General features: G+C 66.8%; 13 protein-coding genes and 4 pseudogenes. 4 read left to right on the forward strand and 13 right to left on the reverse strand.

Features of this window, described 5'->3' with window-relative positions; all coding sequences use genetic code 11:
- The 9 genes from AC3A6X_RS36020 to AC3A6X_RS36060 all read right to left on the reverse strand — a co-directional run.
- On the reverse strand, positions 1-154 hold a 154-nt coding region (locus tag AC3A6X_RS36020; RefSeq protein ID WP_487846667.1), incomplete at its 3' end, for a glyceraldehyde 3-phosphate dehydrogenase NAD-binding domain-containing protein.
- On the reverse strand, positions 151-864 hold the full coding sequence (gene gph, locus AC3A6X_RS36025) for a phosphoglycolate phosphatase (RefSeq protein WP_487846655.1): 714 nt from the start codon (positions 862-864) through the stop codon (positions 151-153). The genes gph and AC3A6X_RS36020, both read right to left, overlap by 4 nt.
- A 5-nt stretch (positions 865-869) precedes the next feature.
- The gene (gene tkt / locus AC3A6X_RS36030) at positions 870-2,915 is read right to left on the reverse strand and encodes a transketolase (RefSeq protein ID WP_487846656.1); all 2,046 of its coding nucleotides are present in this window, start codon (positions 2,913-2,915) and stop codon (positions 870-872) included.
- A gap of 16 nt (positions 2,916-2,931) precedes the next feature.
- Positions 2,932-3,816: a phosphoribulokinase gene (locus AC3A6X_RS36035; protein ID WP_487846657.1), complete on the reverse strand. Its 885-nt coding sequence runs from the start codon at positions 3,814-3,816 to the stop codon at positions 2,932-2,934.
- A gap of 18 nt (positions 3,817-3,834) precedes the next feature.
- On the reverse strand, positions 3,835-4,914 hold the full coding sequence (locus tag AC3A6X_RS36040) for a class 1 fructose-bisphosphatase (protein WP_487846658.1): 1,080 nt from the start codon (positions 4,912-4,914) through the stop codon (positions 3,835-3,837).
- An 18-nt stretch (positions 4,915-4,932) separates the two neighbouring features.
- The gene (gene cbbX, locus AC3A6X_RS36045; RefSeq protein WP_487846659.1) at positions 4,933-5,883 is read right to left on the reverse strand and encodes a CbbX protein; all 951 of its coding nucleotides are present in this window, start codon (positions 5,881-5,883) and stop codon (positions 4,933-4,935) included.
- Entirely contained in the window at positions 5,880-6,578 is a 699-nt protein-coding gene (gene rpe, locus AC3A6X_RS36050) for a ribulose-phosphate 3-epimerase (RefSeq protein WP_487846660.1), read from the reverse strand. Before rpe ends, cbbX begins: the two co-directional genes overlap by 4 nt.
- 16 nt (positions 6,579-6,594) lie before the next feature.
- The gene (locus AC3A6X_RS36055) at positions 6,595-7,029 is read right to left on the reverse strand and encodes a RuBisCO small subunit-like domain-containing protein (protein ID WP_487846661.1); all 435 of its coding nucleotides are present in this window, start codon (positions 7,027-7,029) and stop codon (positions 6,595-6,597) included.
- A 16-nt stretch (positions 7,030-7,045) separates the two neighbouring features.
- The gene (locus tag AC3A6X_RS36060) at positions 7,046-8,530 is read right to left on the reverse strand and encodes a ribulose-bisphosphate carboxylase large subunit (protein ID WP_487846662.1); all 1,485 of its coding nucleotides are present in this window, start codon (positions 8,528-8,530) and stop codon (positions 7,046-7,048) included.
- 96 nt (positions 8,531-8,626) lie between these two features.
- Here AC3A6X_RS36060 and AC3A6X_RS36065 point away from each other — a divergent pair, with 96 nt between their 5' ends.
- The 3 genes and pseudogenes from AC3A6X_RS36065 (at position 8,627) to AC3A6X_RS36075 (ending at position 10,857) form a co-directional block, all read left to right on the forward strand.
- The gene (locus AC3A6X_RS36065; RefSeq protein WP_487846663.1) at positions 8,627-9,568 is read left to right on the forward strand and encodes a LysR substrate-binding domain-containing protein; all 942 of its coding nucleotides are present in this window, start codon (positions 8,627-8,629) and stop codon (positions 9,566-9,568) included.
- 123 nt (positions 9,569-9,691) lie between these two features.
- Positions 9,692-9,928 (forward strand): annotated as a pseudogene (locus tag AC3A6X_RS36070) (GntR family transcriptional regulator); the annotation flags it as partial.
- A gap of 8 nt (positions 9,929-9,936) precedes the next feature.
- Positions 9,937-10,857, forward strand: coding sequence for a bestrophin family protein (locus AC3A6X_RS36075; RefSeq protein WP_487846664.1), 921 nt, complete (start codon positions 9,937-9,939; stop codon positions 10,855-10,857).
- Positions 10,858-10,862: 5 nt separating this feature from the next.
- Here the strand turns inward: AC3A6X_RS36075 and AC3A6X_RS36080 are convergent.
- Positions 10,863-13,135 (reverse strand): annotated as a pseudogene (locus tag AC3A6X_RS36080) (FdhF/YdeP family oxidoreductase).
- A gap of 199 nt (positions 13,136-13,334) precedes the next feature.
- Here AC3A6X_RS36080 and AC3A6X_RS36085 point away from each other — a divergent pair.
- Positions 13,335-14,133: pseudogene (locus AC3A6X_RS36085) on the forward strand (formate dehydrogenase accessory sulfurtransferase FdhD); the annotation flags it as partial.
- Here the strand turns inward: AC3A6X_RS36085 and AC3A6X_RS36090 are convergent.
- The 3 genes and pseudogenes from AC3A6X_RS36090 to AC3A6X_RS36100 all read right to left on the reverse strand — a co-directional run.
- Positions 14,115-14,558 (reverse strand): annotated as a pseudogene (locus AC3A6X_RS36090) (nitroreductase family protein); the annotation flags it as partial. The pseudogenes AC3A6X_RS36085 and AC3A6X_RS36090 overlap by 19 nt on opposite strands.
- On the reverse strand, positions 14,555-15,988 hold the full coding sequence (locus AC3A6X_RS36095; protein WP_487846665.1) for an aminotransferase-like domain-containing protein: 1,434 nt from the start codon (positions 15,986-15,988) through the stop codon (positions 14,555-14,557). The gene AC3A6X_RS36095 and the pseudogene AC3A6X_RS36090, both read right to left, overlap by 4 nt.
- Positions 15,960-16,226 (reverse strand): hypothetical protein, encoded by a 267-nt coding sequence (locus tag AC3A6X_RS36100; protein ID WP_487846666.1) that lies wholly within the window; start codon positions 16,224-16,226, stop codon positions 15,960-15,962. Before AC3A6X_RS36100 ends, AC3A6X_RS36095 begins: the two co-directional genes overlap by 29 nt.
- Between the last annotated feature and the right edge of the window lie 617 nt (positions 16,227-16,843).

A 16,843-nucleotide genomic window follows, 5' to 3' on the forward strand; every position in this document is an offset into this window, starting at 1 on the left:
GCACCGAGTCGTACTGGAGCATGTAGGCCAGGTACTCGGGCTCGAGCAGGTCGTTGATCGCGACGATCTCGATGTCGCGGAAGTTGCGGAGCGCGGCGCGAAACGCCATGCGTCCGATGCGGCCGAAGCCATTGATGCCGATGCGAAGGCTCATACGAGAGAGGGAGATGGTTGGAGTGGAGGTTCGAACGAGGTGTCGAGGGCCGCGCGGGCCACCGACATCAGGTCGGGCAGGATCGCGTCGGGTCCGGCTTCGGCGACCGGCCGGCCGGCGTTGTAGCCGTACGGCAGCGCCCAGACGCGCACGCCGGCATTGCGCCCGGCCAGGACGTCGATGGCGGAGTCGCCGACATGGACCATCGCTTCGCGCGGCACGCCCAAGGCGCCGGCCACGGTGCGCAGCACGCTGGCATGAGGTTTCTGATGCGGGAGCGAGTCGCCGCCGATCACCAGTTCGAAGTGCCGGTGCAGGCCGTGCCGGTGAAGCAGTCGTCGTGCATGGACCCCTTCCTTGTTGGTCACGCAGGCCAGCCGCAGCCCGTGCGCCTGCAACAGGGTGAGGGCCTCGTGCGCGCCGGGGTAGGGGGCGCTGAGGGCGCCGGTGGTGTCCGCATAGTGCGCATCGAAGCGCGGCAGCACCTGCGCCTCGGATGGGAGGTGCGCAGCGCCGGTTTCGGCCCGCGCCTGTGCCAGCACCGCGGACATCAATGCATGAGCGCCGCGGCCGATCAACTGCCTGATCTGGTCGTCCGGCCTGCGTGCGAGGCCAAACTCGGCCAGCGTGCGGTTGACGGCCTCGGCGATCTCCGCGGCGGTATCCACCAGGGTGCCGTCGAGGTCGAAGCTGAGGAGCTCGAGCATCATGGTCGTCAGGCCAGCGCCGGCACGTCGTGTTGGAGCTGCGCCAGCACCAGGGCGGCCAGCGCCTGGGCGGTGAATCCGAAGTGCGCGAACAGCGCGGCCGCGGGTGCGGATTCGCCGAAGCGGTCGATGCCCAGCGCCGCGACGCACCCATAGGCCGACCAGAAGCGGGAGACGCCGGCCTCGACGCCGATGCGTGGCAAACCGGGGGGCAGCACGGCATCGCGCCAGGCGGCAGGCTGCCGGTCGAATACCGTGCTGCTGGGCATGGAGACCAAGCGCACCGATACGCCGCGTGCGTCGAGCAGCACCTGGGCTTCGCGCGCGAGTGCGACCTCGGAGCCGCTCGCGATGATCACCGCGCGGGCTGCTTCGCGATCTGAAAGCACGTAGGCACCCCGGTCGATCATGGCCAGCTGCCGCGCCGTGCGCGGCTGCGTGGGCAGGCTTTGGCGCGATAGCAGCAGCGCGCTCGGGCGCTCGGCCGACCGGACTGCGGCGCCCCAGGCCGCGGCGGTCTCGGCGCCATCGCAGGGGCGCCAGACGTCCAGGCCCGGAATCAGCCGCAGGCTGGCCGCGTGCTCCACCGGCTGGTGCGTGGGCCCGTCCTCGCCGAGGCCGATCGAGTCGTGCGTGAACACCTGGATCACGCGCAGGTGCATCAGCGCCGCCATGCGGATCGCGTTGCGGCTGTAGTCGCTGAAGGTCAGGAAGGTGCCCCCATAGGGGATGAAGCCGCCGTGCAAGGCGATCCCGTTCATCAGCGCGGCCATGCCGAACTCGCGCACGCCGTGGTTCACGTGGCGCCCGCCCGCCTGTCCCCGGCGCACCGCGCCGCAGTCCGCAAAGTCCGTGAGGTTGCTCCCGGTGAGGTCGGCGCTGCCCCCCAGCAACTCCGGCAGCTGCGGGGCCAGTGCCGCCAGCAACTGCTGAGAGGCCTGCCGCGTGGCCATCGTCTTCGCTTCGGTGGCGAATCGCTCCACCAGCGCCGCCAGTGCCGCATCGCTGCCTTCGGGCAAATCGCCCTGCTGGCGCCGCTCGAACTCCTCCGCCAATGCCGGAAAGGCGTCCCGGTAGGCTTCGAAGCGGCGCTGCCAGGTTGATTCGGCGCGCGCGCCGGCCTCGCGGGCGTTCCAGCGCGCGGCCAGTTCGTCCGGCAGCTCGAAGGGGGGCTGCGACCAGCCGATGCGGGCGCGGGTCGCGGCGATCTCGTCCTCGCCGAGCGGCTCGCCGTGCGCGCGGGCCGTGCCCTCGCGCCCGGGCGAGCCCGCGCCGATCGTGGTGCGGCACAGGATGATCGAGGGGCGCTGCGTGTCGGCCCGCGCACGCTCGATCGCGGCATCCAGGGCCTCGACATCGTGGCCGTCGACCGGGCCGAGCACCTGCCAGCCATAGGCAGCGAAGCGGCCGGCGGTGTCGTCGGTGAACCAGCCGCGCACATCGCCGTCGATGCTGATGCCGTTGTCGTCGTACAGCACGATCAGCTTGCCCAGGCTCTGCGCGCCCGCGAAGGAGCAGGCCTCGTGGCTGATGCCTTCCATCAGGCAGCCATCGCCCAGGAAGACCCAGGTGTGGTGGTCGACGATGACGTGGCCCTCGCGGTTGAAGTGATCGCCCAGCAGCTTCTCCGCGAGCGCCATGCCCACCGCATTGGCCAGGCCCTGGCCCAGCGGGCCGGTGGTGGTCTCGACGCCGGGCGTGAGGCCGACCTCGGGATGCCCGGGCGTGCGGCTGTGCAGCTGCCGGAAGCGCTTGAGTTCGTCGATCGGCAGGTCGTAGCCGGTGAGGTGCAGCAGGGCGTACAACAGCATCGACGCATGGCCGTTGCTCAGCACGAAGCGGTCGCGGTCGGCCCACCGGGGGTTGGCCGGGTTGTGCTTCAGGTGCCGGTGCCACAGGGCCACGGCCATTTCGGCCATGCCCATCGGGGCGCCGGGGTGGCCGCTCTTGGCGGCCTGCACGGCGTCCATCGCCAGCGCGCGCAGGGCGTTGGCCAGGGGTTCGTCGAAGCGCGGCGTGCCGCGCCGCACGCGGTCGGAGGAGGACGATGACATGGTTGCCGCCTCCTGCTCAGAGCGCCCCGACCGCTTGCCGGCGCCGCTCCATCATGCGCCAGATGAAGGGCGTGAAGATCAGCTGCATCGCCAGCTCCATCTTGCCGCCGGGCACGACGATGGTGTTGGCCCGGCTCATCCACGAGTTGTCGATCATGTTCAGCAGGTAGGGGAAGTCGATGCCCTTGGGGTTGGCAAAGCGGATCACGCACAGGCTTTCGTCGGCCGTGGGGATGTCGCGCGAAATGAAAGGGTTGCTGGTGTCCACCACGGGCACGCGCTGGAAGTTGACATGCGTGTGTGCGAACTGCGGCACGATGTAGTTCACGTAGTCCGGCATGCGGCGCAGGATGGTGTCGGTGACCGCCTCGGTGCTGTAGCCGCGCACGTGCTTGTCGCGCCAGAGCTTCTGGATCCATTCGAGGTTGATCACCGGCACCACGCCGATCAGCAGGTCGGGATACTTTGCGATGTCGAGCCCGGGCGTGACCACCGCGCCGTGCAGGCCTTCGTAGAACAGCATGTCGGTGCCGGCCGGCAGCTCTTCCCAGGGCGTGAAGGTGCCCGGTTCCTGGCCGTACGGCGCGGCCTCGCCCGCGTCGTGCAGGTACTTGCGGCGCACTCCGGTGCCGGTTTCGCTGTAGCTGCGGAACAGCTGCTCGAGCTCGCCGAAGAGGTTGTTGTCGGGCCCGAAGTGGCTGAAGTGCCCGTTGCCCTTCTTCTCCGCCTCGGCCTGCCGCTTCTTCATCTCCTTGCGGTCGAAGCGGTGGAAGCTGTCGCCTTCGATGACGGCTGCCGTGACCTTCTCGCGGCGGAAGATGTTCTCGAATGTGCGCGTCACCGAGCTGGTGCCCGCGCCGGATGAACCGGTGATGGCGATGATGGGGTGTTGTTTCGACATGGTGATGTTTCTCGTGCGTCAGTCCCTGAACAGGCTGCGGTTGGCGAACAGCGGTGCCGCCGCTTCGGCGGCAGGTGGCTCGCGGTGGTAGCGCTCGATGCGTTCGACTTCGTTCTTCGACCCGAACACGAGGCCGATGCGCTGGTGCAGTGCACTGGGGGCGACCCCGAGCATGGGCTGGCGGCCGGTGCTGGCGCGCCCGCCGGCCTGTTCCATCACGAAGCCGACCGGGTTGGCCTCGTACAGCAGGCGCAGCCGCCCCGGCTTGCCCGGGTCCTTGGTGTCGCGCGGGTACAGGAACACTCCGCCGCGCATCAGGATGCGATGCGCCTCGGCCACCATGCTGGCGATCCAGCGCATGTTGAAGTCCTTGCCGCGCGGGCCGGGCTTGCCGGCGAGGCATTCATCGACATAGCGCTTGACCGGCGGCTCCCAGAAGCGCGCATTGGAGCTGTTGATCGCGAACTCCTGCGTGTCGGCCGGCACCCGGACGTTCGACTGCGTCAATACGAACTCGCCGAGGTCCGGATCCAGGGTGAACACGGCGACCCCGTCGCCGACGGTCAGCACGAATTGCGCGGCCGGACCGTAGATGGCGTAGCCGGCGGCGATCTGCGCGGCCCCGGGCTGCAGGAAATCCGCCTCCACCACGTCGCGGCCGCTTTCCAGCACGTCGGCCGGCGCGCGCAGGATCGAGAAGATGCTGCCCACGGCGACGTTGACGTCGATGTTCGACGAACCGTCGAGCGGGTCGAACACGAGCAGGTACTTGCCCCGCGGGTACGTCGCCGGGATCTGGGACGGCTGCTCCATCTCCTCGGAGGCCATGCCGCCGAGGTGGCCGTTCCACTCGTTCATGCGGACAAACACCTCGTTGGACAACACGTCCAGCGGCTTCTGCACTTCGCCCTGCACGTTGATCGCGCCGCCGGCGGGCATGGCGGCGCCGAGCGGGCCGCGCGAGACGATGCGTGCCAGCGCCTTGCAGGCGAGCGAGACGTCGAGGATCAGCGCGTTGAGTTCGCCGCTGGCCTCCGGATAGCGGCGGCGCTGCTCGATCAGGTAGCGGGTCAAGGTCCAGCGACCGGTCAATGGCATGGTGAGTCTCCGTCGGTTTCAGTTCGCGAACACCCGGCTGGCCCGGATGTCCTCGGGAAGCAGCGTCGTCAGGTCGTCCTGCGTCAGCTCGCGTTCGCGGTCGGCGAACAGCCGGCTGGCCTGGCGCAGCCGCGCGCGGTCGAGCGCATTGCGCACGCTGCGCGCGTTGGCGAAGTGCGGCTGCGCGATGCGGCGCGTCAGGTAGTCGTCGAAGGTCTTGCCCGCCCCATCGGCGAAGCGGTAGCTCATGGCCTGGAGCATCCGGTCGGCGATCAGCCGCAACTCGTCGTGGCTGTAGTCCGGGAAATCGAGGTGATGCGCGATCCGGCTGCTCATGCCCGGGTTCGAGCGGAAGAAGGTGTCCATGCGGTCCTTGTAGCCGGCGAGGATCACCACCAGGTCGTCGCGCTGGTTCTCCATCACCTGCAGCAGGATCTCGATCGCCTCCTGCCCGTAGTCGCGCTCGTTCTCGGGCTTGTAGAGGTAGTACGCCTCGTCGATGAAGAGCACGCCGCCCATTGCCTTCTTCAGCACTTCCTTGGTCTTGGGTGCGGTGTGGCCGATGTACTGGCCGACCAGGTCGTCGCGCGTGACCGCGACGAGGTGGCCTTTGCGCACGTAGCCCAGCCGGTGCAGGATCTCGGCCATGCGCATCGCCACCGTGGTCTTGCCGGTGCCGGGGTTGCCGGTGAAGCTCATGTGCAACGACGGAGCGTGGGCCTGCAGCCCCAGACCCAGGCGCAGCTTGTCGATCACCAGCAGGGCGGCGATGTCGCGGATGCGCTGCTTGACCGGCGCCAGGCCGATCAGGTCGCGGTCGAGCTCGTCGAACACCGCCTCGACCTGGCTGTTGCGCAGCACGTCGCCGACGCTGCGCGGCGTGGCCGCCGTCGTGGTGGCGTCGGCTGTGGGCGGCACGTCCGGCGCGGTTGCGGCGGCGCCGGGGATGGCGTAGAGCGGCTTGTTCATGCAACCCTCCTTGCATCGGTCGTGGTGCCGAGTTCGTGCCGCATCGCGTCGATGACGGCGCGGTAGTTCCGCTGACCGAAGATCGCGCTACCCGCCACGAAGGTATCGGCGCCGGCGTCGGCTGCGCGGCGGATGTTGTCGACCTTGATGCCGCCATCCACCTCGAGCCGGATGTCGCGCCCCGTGGCCTCGATGAGCCGCCGGGCGCGCTCGATCTTGCGCAGGGCCGAATCGATGAAGGCCTGGCCGCCGAAGCCCGGGTTCACGCTCATCACGAGCACCAGGTCGACCTTGTCGATCACCCACTCCAGCACATCCAGCGGCGTCGCCGGGTTGAACACGAGGCCGGCCCGGCAACCCTTGCCGCGGATCAACTGCAGCGTGCGATCGACGTGCGCCGAGGCCTCCGGGTGGAAGCTGATCAGGTCAGCGCCGGCCTCGGTGAAGGCCTGCGCCAGCGCGTCGACCGGTTGCACCATGAGATGCACGTCCAGGGGCACCTTGGTGCCATCGCCGCGCACGCAGTGCGGCTTGATGGCCTGCGCCACCGCCGGGCCGATGGTCAGGTTCGGCACGTAGTGGTTGTCCATCACGTCGAAATGGATCCAGTCCGCGCCCGCGGCAATCACGTCGCGCACCTCCTCGCCCAGGCGCGCGAAGTCGGCCGACAGGATCGAGGGTGCGATGCGGTGCATAGCGGGCCTCGCCGGTTCAGTAGCGCTGCGTCTCGGGCTTGTCGGCGGCGTAGCTGTGCACCGTGTAGCGGATGGTGCGGCCTTCCACCTCCTGCCGCACCAGGCCGAAGCCGGGCTCGTCATGTGGCCGGTTGACGAGGAAGCTCATCGCGATCGACTCGATGCCGCGCGTCGAATCGAACGCCATCAGCCGGATGTAGTGGTTCGGGAAGGTCTTGCGGCACTCCTTCATCTCCTGCACGACGCCGGCGGCGTCCTGCAGGTCGAACATCGGCATGCCATACATCTCCCAGTAGGTGTTGCGCGGGTGCGGGTCGTCGGTGTATTCGACGCTCCAGGCGTAACCCTTGTCGAGGCCGTACTCGACCTGGAGCGCGATCTCGGCGTCGGTGAGCTCGGGCAGGAAGCTGAACTGGCCTTGGGTCACGCGGCCGGTGGGATTGGTCATCATGGTGAGGGGCTCCTTGTCAGGCGACGCCGGGGGTCAGGGCGTAGTCGCTGGTATCGGTGGACGTGTAGTTGAAGCTGATCTCGCCCCAGGTATCGAGCGCCTGCTTCAGCGGGCTGCAGAACCGAGCGGCCTGCTGCAGGATCTCCAGGCCTTCGTTGCGGATGTCCTTGCCCTCGTTGCGGGCCTTGACCATCGCCTCGAGCGCCACGCGGTTGGCCACGGCGCCGGCCTGGATGCCGCCCGGGTGGCCGATCGTGCCGCCGCCGAACTGCAGGATCACGTCGTCGCCGAACAGGTCGATCAGCTGGTGCATCTGGCCGGCGTGGATGCCGCCCGAGGCCACCGGCATCACCTTCTTCATGTCGCACCAGTCCATGTCGAAGAACAGGCCGCGCGGCAGGTCGGCCTTCGTGAAGGCGTCGCGGCAGACGTTGTAGTAGCCTTGAACGGTGAGCGGATCGCCTTCGAGCTTGCCCACCGCGGTGCCGGTGTGCATGTGATCCACGCCCGCCAGGCGCAGCCACTTGGCGATGACGCGGAAGCTCACGCCGTGGTTCTTCTGCCGCGTGTAGGTGCCGTGGCCCGCGCGGTGCAGGTGCAGGACCATGTCGTTGCGCCGGCACCATTCGCCCAGGCTCTGGATGCACGGCCAGCCGACGATCAGGTCGATCATGATCACGACGCTGCCCAGGTTCTTGGCGAACTCGGCGCGCTCGTAGATCGCCTCCATCGTGCCGGCGGTGACGTTGAGGTACGAGCCCTTGACTTCGCCGGTGGCGGCGGCGGCCTTGTTGACGCCGTCCATCACGTAGAGGAAGCGGTCGCGCCAGTGCATGAAGGGCTGCGAGTTGATGTTCTCGTCGTCCTTCATGAAATCCAGGCCGCCTTTCAGGCCTTCGTAGATCACGCGGCCGTAGTTGCGCCCGGAGAGGCCGAGCTTGGGCTTGGTGGTGGCGCCCAGCAGCGGCCGGCCGAACTTGTCCAGCCGCTCGCGCTCGACGACCAGGCCGGTGGGCGGGCCCTTGAAGGTCTTGACGTAGGCCACCGGGATGCGAATGTCTTCCAGCCGCGCGGCCTTCAGCGGCTTGAACGAGAAGACGTTGCCGATCAGGCTCGCCGTCATGTTGGCGATCGAGCCTTCCTCGAACAGGATGATGTCGTAGGCCACCCAGGCGAAGTACTCGCCCGGCCGGTTCGGCACCGGCTCGACCTTGTAGGCCTTGGCGCGGTAGTTCTCGCAGGCCGTGAGGCGGTCGGTCCAGACCACGGTCCAGGTGGCGGTGCTCGACTCGCCGGCGACCGCGGCGGCGGCCTCGACCGGATCGACGCCGTCCTGCGGCGTGATGCGGAACAGGCAGATCGTGTCGGTCTCCCGAGGCAGGTAGTCGGGCTGCCAGTAGCCCATCTGGCGGTACTTCAGGACGCCGGCGCTGTAACGCTTTTTCTGATCGGTGATCTGGGTGGCGTCGGCCTTCAGGTTGATGTCTACAAGTGCATTCATGCGGTGGTCTCCGGTGGCGGTGCATGAATGTTCCGCGGCCTCCCTGATAAACACCAGTCAGACTTTCTTGCCTTTCAGTTAAGCTATGACTTAACAATGAACCTGAGCTTCCGCCAGCTGCGCGTTTTCCTCGAAGTGGCTCACCAGGGCAGCATCACCCGCGCCGCCGAGGCGCTGCACCTGACGCCGCCGGCGGTGTCCATGCAGATCAAGGAGATCGAAAGCCAGGTCGGGCTTGCCCTGTTCGATCGCGTGGGGCGCACGCTGTCGCTGTCCACGGCCGGCGAATACTTCGTCGTCCATGCCAAGCGCATGCTCGCGGCGCTGCGCGATGCCGAGAATGCGATGAGCCGCTTCAAGCGCCTGGAGCACGGGCTGCTGACGGTGGGCATGGTGAGCACCGCCAAGTACTTCGTGCCGCGCCTGCTGGCGTTGTTCCGGCAGGAGCATCCGGGCATCGACGTGCGCCTGGTGGTCAGCACGAATCGCGAGGCCTTGCTCGCGCTGCTGCAGTCCAGCGAGTGCGATCTGGCGGTGATGGGGCGGCCGCCGCGCGAGCTGGCCGTGCGCTCGGAAGCTTTCGCGGCGCATCCGCTGGTGTTCGTCTGTCCGCCGGACCATCCCTTGCTTCCCCTGGGTCAGCTGCCGGTCGGGGCGCTGGCTTCCTTCCCCTTCATCGTGCGCGAGCAGGGCTCGGGCACACGCAACGCAATGGAGAACTTCTTCGCCGAGCATCGCTTCGAGCCGAGCATCACGATGGAGATGGGCAGCAACGAGACCATCAAGCAGGCCGTGATGGCCGGCATGGGCGTGAGCTTTCTCTCGCTGCACACGCTGTGGCTCGAGCTCGGCGCCGGGCTGCTGAAACTGCTCGACGTGGAGGGCACGCCGGTGATGCGCACCTGGCAGGTGGTGCACCTGCAGAGCAAGGTGCTGTCGCCGGCGGCCGAGGCCTTTCGCTACTTCCTCATCGAGCGCGGCGAGACGATGCTGCACGCACACGACGCGCCCTTGCTGAACCCACCACCGGTCACCTGAGGGCTGTAACTGTGCTCTGGTCGCCTCGCTGGATGTGTGCCCCTCCCGGCTGGCACGCTGCGCCTACCCTTGCTGCCAGCAACTGGAGGCAAGGTCGTGAAAGAAGCCAATTCGAAGGAAGCCATCAAGGCCGATCGCCAGTCGGCGGCGAAACTCTATGAAAAGTTTGCGGATGACGTCGAAAGCTTGATCCGGCGAGGCGCGTACCGTCATGGCGACCGGGTCCCCTCGGTACGGCGCGCGAGCCAGCATCACCGGCTCAGCGTCACCACGGTGCTTCACGCGTATCTGCTGCTCGAGAGCCGCGGTCTGATCGAGAGCCGGCCGCAGTCGGGCTACTACGTGAGCCTGCCGCGCGAAAGGGCATCATGATCGTCAGACCTCCGCAGAACTGGTTCCGCTTGCTGTTCGCGTGGAAAGGCTCCGTGCTGCCAACGATCATCCCGCAGCTGGCTTTCATTGGCCTTGTAAGCTGCCTGGCCGTTTTCACGCATGGGCGCATCTTCGGCGAAAAAATTCCGCTCAATCCGGCTCCGTTCACGCTGTTCGGCGTGGCGCTGGCCATCTTTCTTTCGTTCCGCAACAACGCCAGCTATGAACGCTTCACCGAGGCGCGGCATCTTTGGGGAAATCTGCTGATCTCGTCGCGCGCGCTGACGTCTCAGATGCTCTGCTATCTGCCCGAGGGTATCGGCAGGGTGGAGCGCACGCGCCTGGCCCTGACCATGATCGCATTCGTCTATGCGTTCAAGCATCAGCTGCGCCAGACCGATCCGAACCACGATCTGCGCCGCCTGCTCGGCGATGCGCGCGCCGAAGCCCTGAGCCGGAAGCTCTACAAGCCGGTCGCCATTCTCAACGACATTCGCGGCGGTCTCGTCGTTCGCGAGGGTGGGAGGCAGGTGACGGATACGACGACCTGGATGCTCGACGCCCAGATCAACGAAATGGGAAAGACCGTGGGCGGATGCGAGCGAATCGTGTCGACGCCGATCCCGTTTGCGTACAGCGTGCTGCTTCATCGCACGGTCTATGCCTACTGCATCCTGCTTCCGTTCGGCCTTGTCGATTCGACAGTTTTCTTTACGCCGCTGATCTGCGTCGTCATCTCGTACACGCTTATTGCGCTGGAAGCGATCGCAAACGAAGTCGCCGAGCCGTTCGGTGTCGCGCCGAACGCGCTGGCGCTCGATGCCATGGCGCGCACGATCGAGCGTTCGATACTTGAACTGTGTGAGCTCGAGGTTCCGGCAGAGCTTGAACCGACGGATCCGTACCAGCTGAGGTGAGCCCCTCAGACGGTTTGCGCACGTTTCACCCGAACAGGAACGGACTTGTACGACGGCGTGCCACTTTCCTTGTCGATGTAGTCGAGTGGAACCAGAGCGTTCGCTTCCGGGTAGTACGCCGCGACCGATCCGGGTGCGATGTCGTAGGCGATCGCGGTCATCCCCCCGAGGCGAAGCGGCCGGCCCGGCGTGGCGGTCTCGAGGTCCACGAGATCGCCGTGCTCGAGCCCGCTCGCGGCCAGGTCCGCTTCGCTCATGAACAGCACGTCGCGTCGGCCGAACACGCCCCGATAACGATCGTCCAACGCGTAGATCGTCGTGTTGTACTGGTCGTGGCTGCGGATGGTCACGAGGCGCAGCACGTCGTCGCCGAACATGTCCGAAGTTTCCATCACGTTGCCATACACCGAAAACCTCGCCTTGCCCGAAGGCGTGATCCACCTGCGCTCGGTCGGCGGCAGCGGCAGCCGGAATCCGCCCGGGGTTCGGATGCGTGCATTGAAGTTCTCGAATCCCGGAATGGTTCGTTCGATCAGATCGCGGATCCTGTCGTAGTCGGCCACCAGTTCCGCCCACGGCACCTTGCTGTTCTGCAGCGTCGCCTGCGCGATGCCGGCGACGATCGCCGGCTCGGACAGCAGGAGCTCCGAAGCGGGCGTGAGCTTGCCGGTCGATGCGTGAACCATGGACATCGAGTCTTCGACCGTGATCGACTGCCGACCACTCGCCTGCACATCGAGCTCCGTCCGGCCGAGGCAGGGAAACAGGTACGTTTCCTTCGCGACGAGGAGATGCGAGCGATTGAGCTTGGTGCCGACATGGACGCTCAGATCGAGCTTCTTCATCGCGGAAAGCACTGCACGGGATCGGGCAGCGCGACCGCGAAGTTGCCGCCGAGGCAGATCAGTGCCTTCGCCGAACCGTCGATCATCGCTTCCATCGCCTGCACGGCATCGTGCCCGTGCGCCTCGGGCGGCTTGAAGCTGAAGACCTTCTCGATCTGCTGGCGGAAGTCGGCCGACGGCTTCTCGGTGATGCCGACCGTGCGGTTGCCCTGCACGTTCGAATGGCCGCGCAACGGGCAAATGCCCGCGCCCGGTTTGCCGAAGTTGCCGCGCATGAGCAGCAGATCGGCGATCAGGCGAACGCTCGCGGTGCCCTTGTTGTGCTGCGTGACGCCCATCCCGTACGTGACGATCGTCGCATTCGACTTTGCGTAGGCGACGGCGACCTGATAGAGCGCCTCGCGGGTGAGTCCGCTCGACTTTTCGATCTCGGGCCAGGCCGTCGCTTGCAGCTCGGCCGCGAGCGCGTCGAAACCTTCGGTGTGCGCCGCGATGAATGCATGGTCGAGGACCGCGCCCTGTTCGGCTTCCAGCGCGAGAAGCGCCTTCATGATGCCCTTGAGCGCGGCCGCGTCCCCTCCGGCTCGAACCTGGAAGTAGGTCGAAGCGATGCGGGTCGAGCCGTAGGTCGCCATCTCGATCAGGTTCTGCGGATCCGCGAATCGCTCGAGCGCGCGCTCGCGCAGCGGGTTGAACACGATGATCGGAACGTTGCGTCGCGACGCTTCGTGAAGTGTTCCCATCATCCGCGGATGGTTCGTGCCGGGATTGTGGCCGATCGAGATGATGAGCTCGCACTTCTCGAAGTCGTCGAGCGACACCGTGCCCTTGCCGATCCCGATCGATTGCGGCAGGCCGACGCTGGTTGCTTCGTGGCACATGTTCGAGCAATCCGGGAAATTGTTCGTGCCGTATTCACGTGCGAGCAGCTGGTAGAGATACGCAGCCTCGTTCGATGCGCGGCCGGACGTGTAGAACTCGACCTGGTCGGGCGACAGTCCGCGAAGGATCTCGCCGATGCGGCGGAACGCGTCCTCCCACTCGACCGCCCGGAAGGTGTCCGTTTCGCGATCGTAGGCGAGTGGATGCGTCAGCCGACCCAAGTCCTCGAGTTCGAAGTCCGAGCGTCCCAGCAGTGACGACACCGTGTTCTGCGCGAAGAACTCCGGGCGCGCGCGCTTGCTTGTCGCTTCCCATGTGACCGCCTTGGCGCCGTTCTCGCAGAACTGGAAGGTGGACCGATGCTCCTTGTCCGGCCAGGCGCAACCCGGGCAATCGAAGCCGTCAGGCTGATTGGTCCGCAGCAGCGTGATCGGTGCCTTGATCTTCTCCATCTGCACGTGGATCGCCTGCGCGGTCGCGCGCAGGGCACCCCAGCCTCCGGCGGGGCCGTCGTATCTCCTGATGCCGGGTACTGCGCGTCGATCTGTCATCTGTCATCTCCATGAACGGCGGCGTCGAAACGATTCGCCCGTTCGTTGAAAAGTATCCGATCGACAGGGGTTCGCCAAGATACAGTTCGAGTCCGCCCTGCAAGCACCAACTGTGCTTCTCCCCGCGCGGTGGATCTGTACTCACGACTTGGGGGCGCCGCTGTTACTCGAACGTTGAAGCGCCATCCAGGAGGTCCCGTTGTCAAGCACCACCGAGCAGACTCGAAAGCCCACGCCAGAGTGGAACGAACCCGAGGGCTATGTTGAAGTCGGCGTGGCGCGCCACCGAAATGGCGCGCAGGCCCTCGCCACCGACCGCGTGGCGCAGGAGTGGCCGGTCGCGCTGGTCTTCAACGGCATCTCGCATGCGGTGATGATGGCCACGCCGCGCGAGCTCGAAGCCTTGGCCGTGGGTTTCGCGCTGACCGAGGGGCTGGTGCGCGCCCGCGGCGAGATCGTCGACCTCGAGGTCCGGATGCACGAGGACAGCGCCGAGGTGCAGCTGCCGCTGGTCCAGCAGGCCTTCCAGGTCTTGAAGACCCGGCGGCGATCGCTCGCCGGCCGCACCGGCTGTGGCGTCTGCGGCATCGAGAGCCTCGGATTGCTCGACCTGGTTCCGAGCCCGGTCGTGCGCTCCACGGTCGAAGTGAAGCCCGGCGCCGAGAGCATCCGGCGGGCGGCGCAGGACTTGCCTGCGTTCCAGGCGCTGACCTGGCTCACGGGCGCGCTGCACGCCGCCGCGTGGTGCAGCCCGCACGGGGAGGTCCTGATGGCTGTGGAGGATGTGGGGCGCCACAACGCACTCGACAAGCTTGTCGGGCGGCGCGCGCTGGAGCGCTTGCCGCGGCTAGGGCTTCCAGTTCGACCGGACGAGGTTCCGCTGCATCGGTGCCGCGGGCGGCGGTGGCGAAACGATCGTTCCGATGCTGATGAACCCGGCCAGCGTCTCCTCCGGCGCGATGCCGAGTGCTGCGCGAAGGATCGCGTCCTTGCAGCGCTCCCCGCTGAGCACGATGGCGCCAAAGTCCATGGCATGCGCCGCTAGCAACAGCTGGCCCAGCGCCGCGCCCGCGGCCAGCCATTGCTCATGGACAGGCACCTTGCCATCGGATTGGGGTCGCACGACGAAGGCCTGCATGATCGGCGTTTGCGTCGCGTGTGCGCGTGCGCGCTCGATGTCCTGCGGCGTTGCATCGGGCGTCCTGCGCCGCTTCTCGTCCTCGAACAGCTGCGCCAGTTCGGCCCGCTGCGCGGGCGCGAACTCGATGAGCCGCCATGGCAGCAGGCGCCCGTGGTCCGGCGCGCGAAGCGCCGCATCCACCATGAGACCCAGTTGCGCGGCGCTCGGCGCCGGCAGTCCGAGGCGCCGCGGCGAGACCGAGCGCCGGGCCAGCATCGTCGACAGCAGCGCGTCCGCTGTCATGGCGCGCTCCGGCCCGACATCGCCGCCGCCATGTGACCCAGCTCGATCACTGCCGCTTCGATCTCCGGTGACCACGAATAGCTGTAGTTGATGCGCATGTAGTGCCCGTAGGTGTTGGAGGTCGAGAACATCCGACCGGGCCCGATCGTCAGGCCGCGCGCCAGCGCCTCGCGATAGAGCGCCATGGTGTCGACCTGCGGTGCCAGCTCCACCCACAGCACGTAGCCGCCTTGCGGGCGGGACAGGCGTGTGTGCTCGGGGAAGAAGCGCTTGACCATCGAGCCCATGATGCCGGCCTGCTGGGCCAGCGTCTGCCGCACGCGACGCAGATGGTGTTCGAAGCCGTCGTTCTTCAGGTACTCGGCCACGCCGAGCTGGGGCAGGGTGGGCGTGCTCAGCGTGTTGAGGAACTTCAGCTTCTCGACCTGCTGGCAGTAGCGCCCGGGCAGCGCCCAGCCGATGCGCACGCCGGCCGTGAGGCTCTTCGAGAAGGAGTTGCAGTGCAGCACCAGGCCCTGTGTGTCAAAGGACTTGAGCGTGGTGGGCGGTGCGTCCCCGTGGTAGAGCTCGTTGTAGACGCCGTTCTCGATCAGCGGCAGCCCGTGCCGCGCGCTGAGCGCCACCAGCTCGCGCTTCTTGTCGTCGCTCATCACGAAACCCAGCGGGTTCTGGAAGTTGGGCATGACCATGCATGCGGCGACGGGTTGCCGCTCGATGGCGCGTGCAAGCGCCGCGAGGTCGATCCCCTCGTGCGGGTGCGTGGCTACCTCGATGGCGCGCATGCCCATGCGCTCGATGGCGTGCAGCATCGCGTAGTAGGTCGGCGACTCGACGGCGATGATGTCGCCGGGCTTGGCCACCGCCTGCAGGCACAGGTTGATGGCCTCCGTCGCGCCAGCGGTGATGATGATCTCGCCGGGGTCCGCAGCCAGGCCGGTTTCGAGGTGCCGTCGCGCGATCTGCCGGATCAGTTCCGGATTGCCGGGCGGCAGGTCGTCCAGGACGGTCCGCGCGTCGCGCAGGCGCCTCGCGATGGAGCTGATCTGCTGATGGACGCGTTGCCAGGGAAAGAGCGTCGGGTCGGGATAGGGCGAGCCCAGCGGCACCGCGCCGTGGGAACGGATCGACTTCAGCGTGGCCAGCACCAGGCGGCTGACGTCCACATCGGTCGAGGCGTCCGGCGGCTGCGAGGCCGCGATCGTCTCCGATGGCGGCTCGGCCTGAAGTGCGCGCACGAAGTAGCCCGACTGTGGCCGGCTGTCGATCAGGCCTCGGCTCTCCAGTTGCAGATAGGCGCGCGACACGGTGGTGACGCTGAGCTGGCGGGCGCGGCAGGTCTCGCGTATCGAGGGCAGGCGCTCGCCCGCCCTCAGCACGCCATCCCTGATGGCGCGCTCCAGTTCATGGAACAGTCTTTCGTAGAGCTTCAATCCGGGGGCCCTGATGCTGGCGCGCTAACCCCAAGCCATCCTCGGTCAGGCCAGCCCCGATATTCTGATCATGCAACCTCATCAGTTCCACCAGTTTCGCTTCGATGAGCGCCGAGAGGGTTCGCATGACAACGTTCAGCGGGAGTCCGAGCTGCTTGCGCAAGGGTGCGACCGACAGGCCGACCCTGTCTTCGTGCGCTTCGAGCAGCGCAGCACGCCCGCCTTCCGGAGCGGGCACCGGGCGCTTTGCGTGGCACCAAGGGCTGGCGGGTGTAGCCGAGGGTGGAGTATTTGTTTCGTATGTGAAAGGGGTTGAGATCGAACATTCAAGAACTTTGGCGTGGCCATGCTGGCATGAGGCCATTGTTGGCTGCCAGGCCTCTGGCGGCGGTGCACAGTCGCGCGGAAGAGAAGGAAGGACAGTCAGTGAAGGTCTCCGATAACGGTTGCATCTGCACATTGCCGCGTTGTGGGGGTTTTTCTGGCGAAACGGCGCGAGGAAAGGTCCGGTCCTGACGGCCGTGCACCTAGGCCACGATTGCGGCACGCCTGTATGACCGAAGCGCTTTGATCCACGTGGTCGCTGCATGGGCCGCTTCAGACTTGAGCGCCTTCGGCGAATCGGTTCGGGTGTCATCACCGGGGGATCGGTCGGGGCTGGATTCGGGTTCAGCTCAACAAAATATCCAGAACCGACGGCGCTTGCTCAAAACCATCCACAACCTTAGGAAACCTACGGCCGCCGCCGCCGCGGCTGTGTTGCTGCTTCTTGGGCACCATAATCCGAGCCCTTATCGAATGGAAGGGACTTCCCCGTCCCGATTAAGCCGCTGCGTATTGCGGCTGCCGGCAACA

It is taken from the genome of Variovorax sp. Soil_C_12, assembly GCF_057657375.1.

Bases quoted from the DNA above. Each gene is read 5' to 3' on its own strand.
- rpe (WP_487846660.1), bottom strand. From the start codon at position 6,578: ATGCACCGCATCGCACCCTCGATCCTGTCGGCCGACTTCGCGCGCCTG.
- AC3A6X_RS36055 (WP_487846661.1), bottom strand. From the start codon at position 7,029: ATGATGACCAATCCCACCGGCCGCGTGACCCAAGGCCAGTTCAGCTTC.
- cbbX (WP_487846659.1), bottom strand. From the start codon at position 5,883: ATGAACAAGCCGCTCTACGCCATCCCCGGCGCCGCCGCAACCGCGCCG.
- AC3A6X_RS36065 (WP_487846663.1), top strand. From the start codon at position 8,627: ATGAACCTGAGCTTCCGCCAGCTGCGCGTTTTCCTCGAAGTGGCTCAC.
- gph (WP_487846655.1), bottom strand. From the start codon at position 864: ATGATGCTCGAGCTCCTCAGCTTCGACCTCGACGGCACCCTGGTGGAT.
- tkt (WP_487846656.1), bottom strand. From the start codon at position 2,915: ATGTCATCGTCCTCCTCCGACCGCGTGCGGCGCGGCACGCCGCGCTTC.
- AC3A6X_RS36075 (WP_487846664.1), top strand. From the start codon at position 9,937: ATGATCGTCAGACCTCCGCAGAACTGGTTCCGCTTGCTGTTCGCGTGG.
- AC3A6X_RS36035 (WP_487846657.1), bottom strand. From the start codon at position 3,816: ATGTCGAAACAACACCCCATCATCGCCATCACCGGTTCATCCGGCGCG.
- AC3A6X_RS36040 (WP_487846658.1), bottom strand. From the start codon at position 4,914: ATGCCATTGACCGGTCGCTGGACCTTGACCCGCTACCTGATCGAGCAG.
- AC3A6X_RS36060 (WP_487846662.1), bottom strand. From the start codon at position 8,530: ATGAATGCACTTGTAGACATCAACCTGAAGGCCGACGCCACCCAGATC.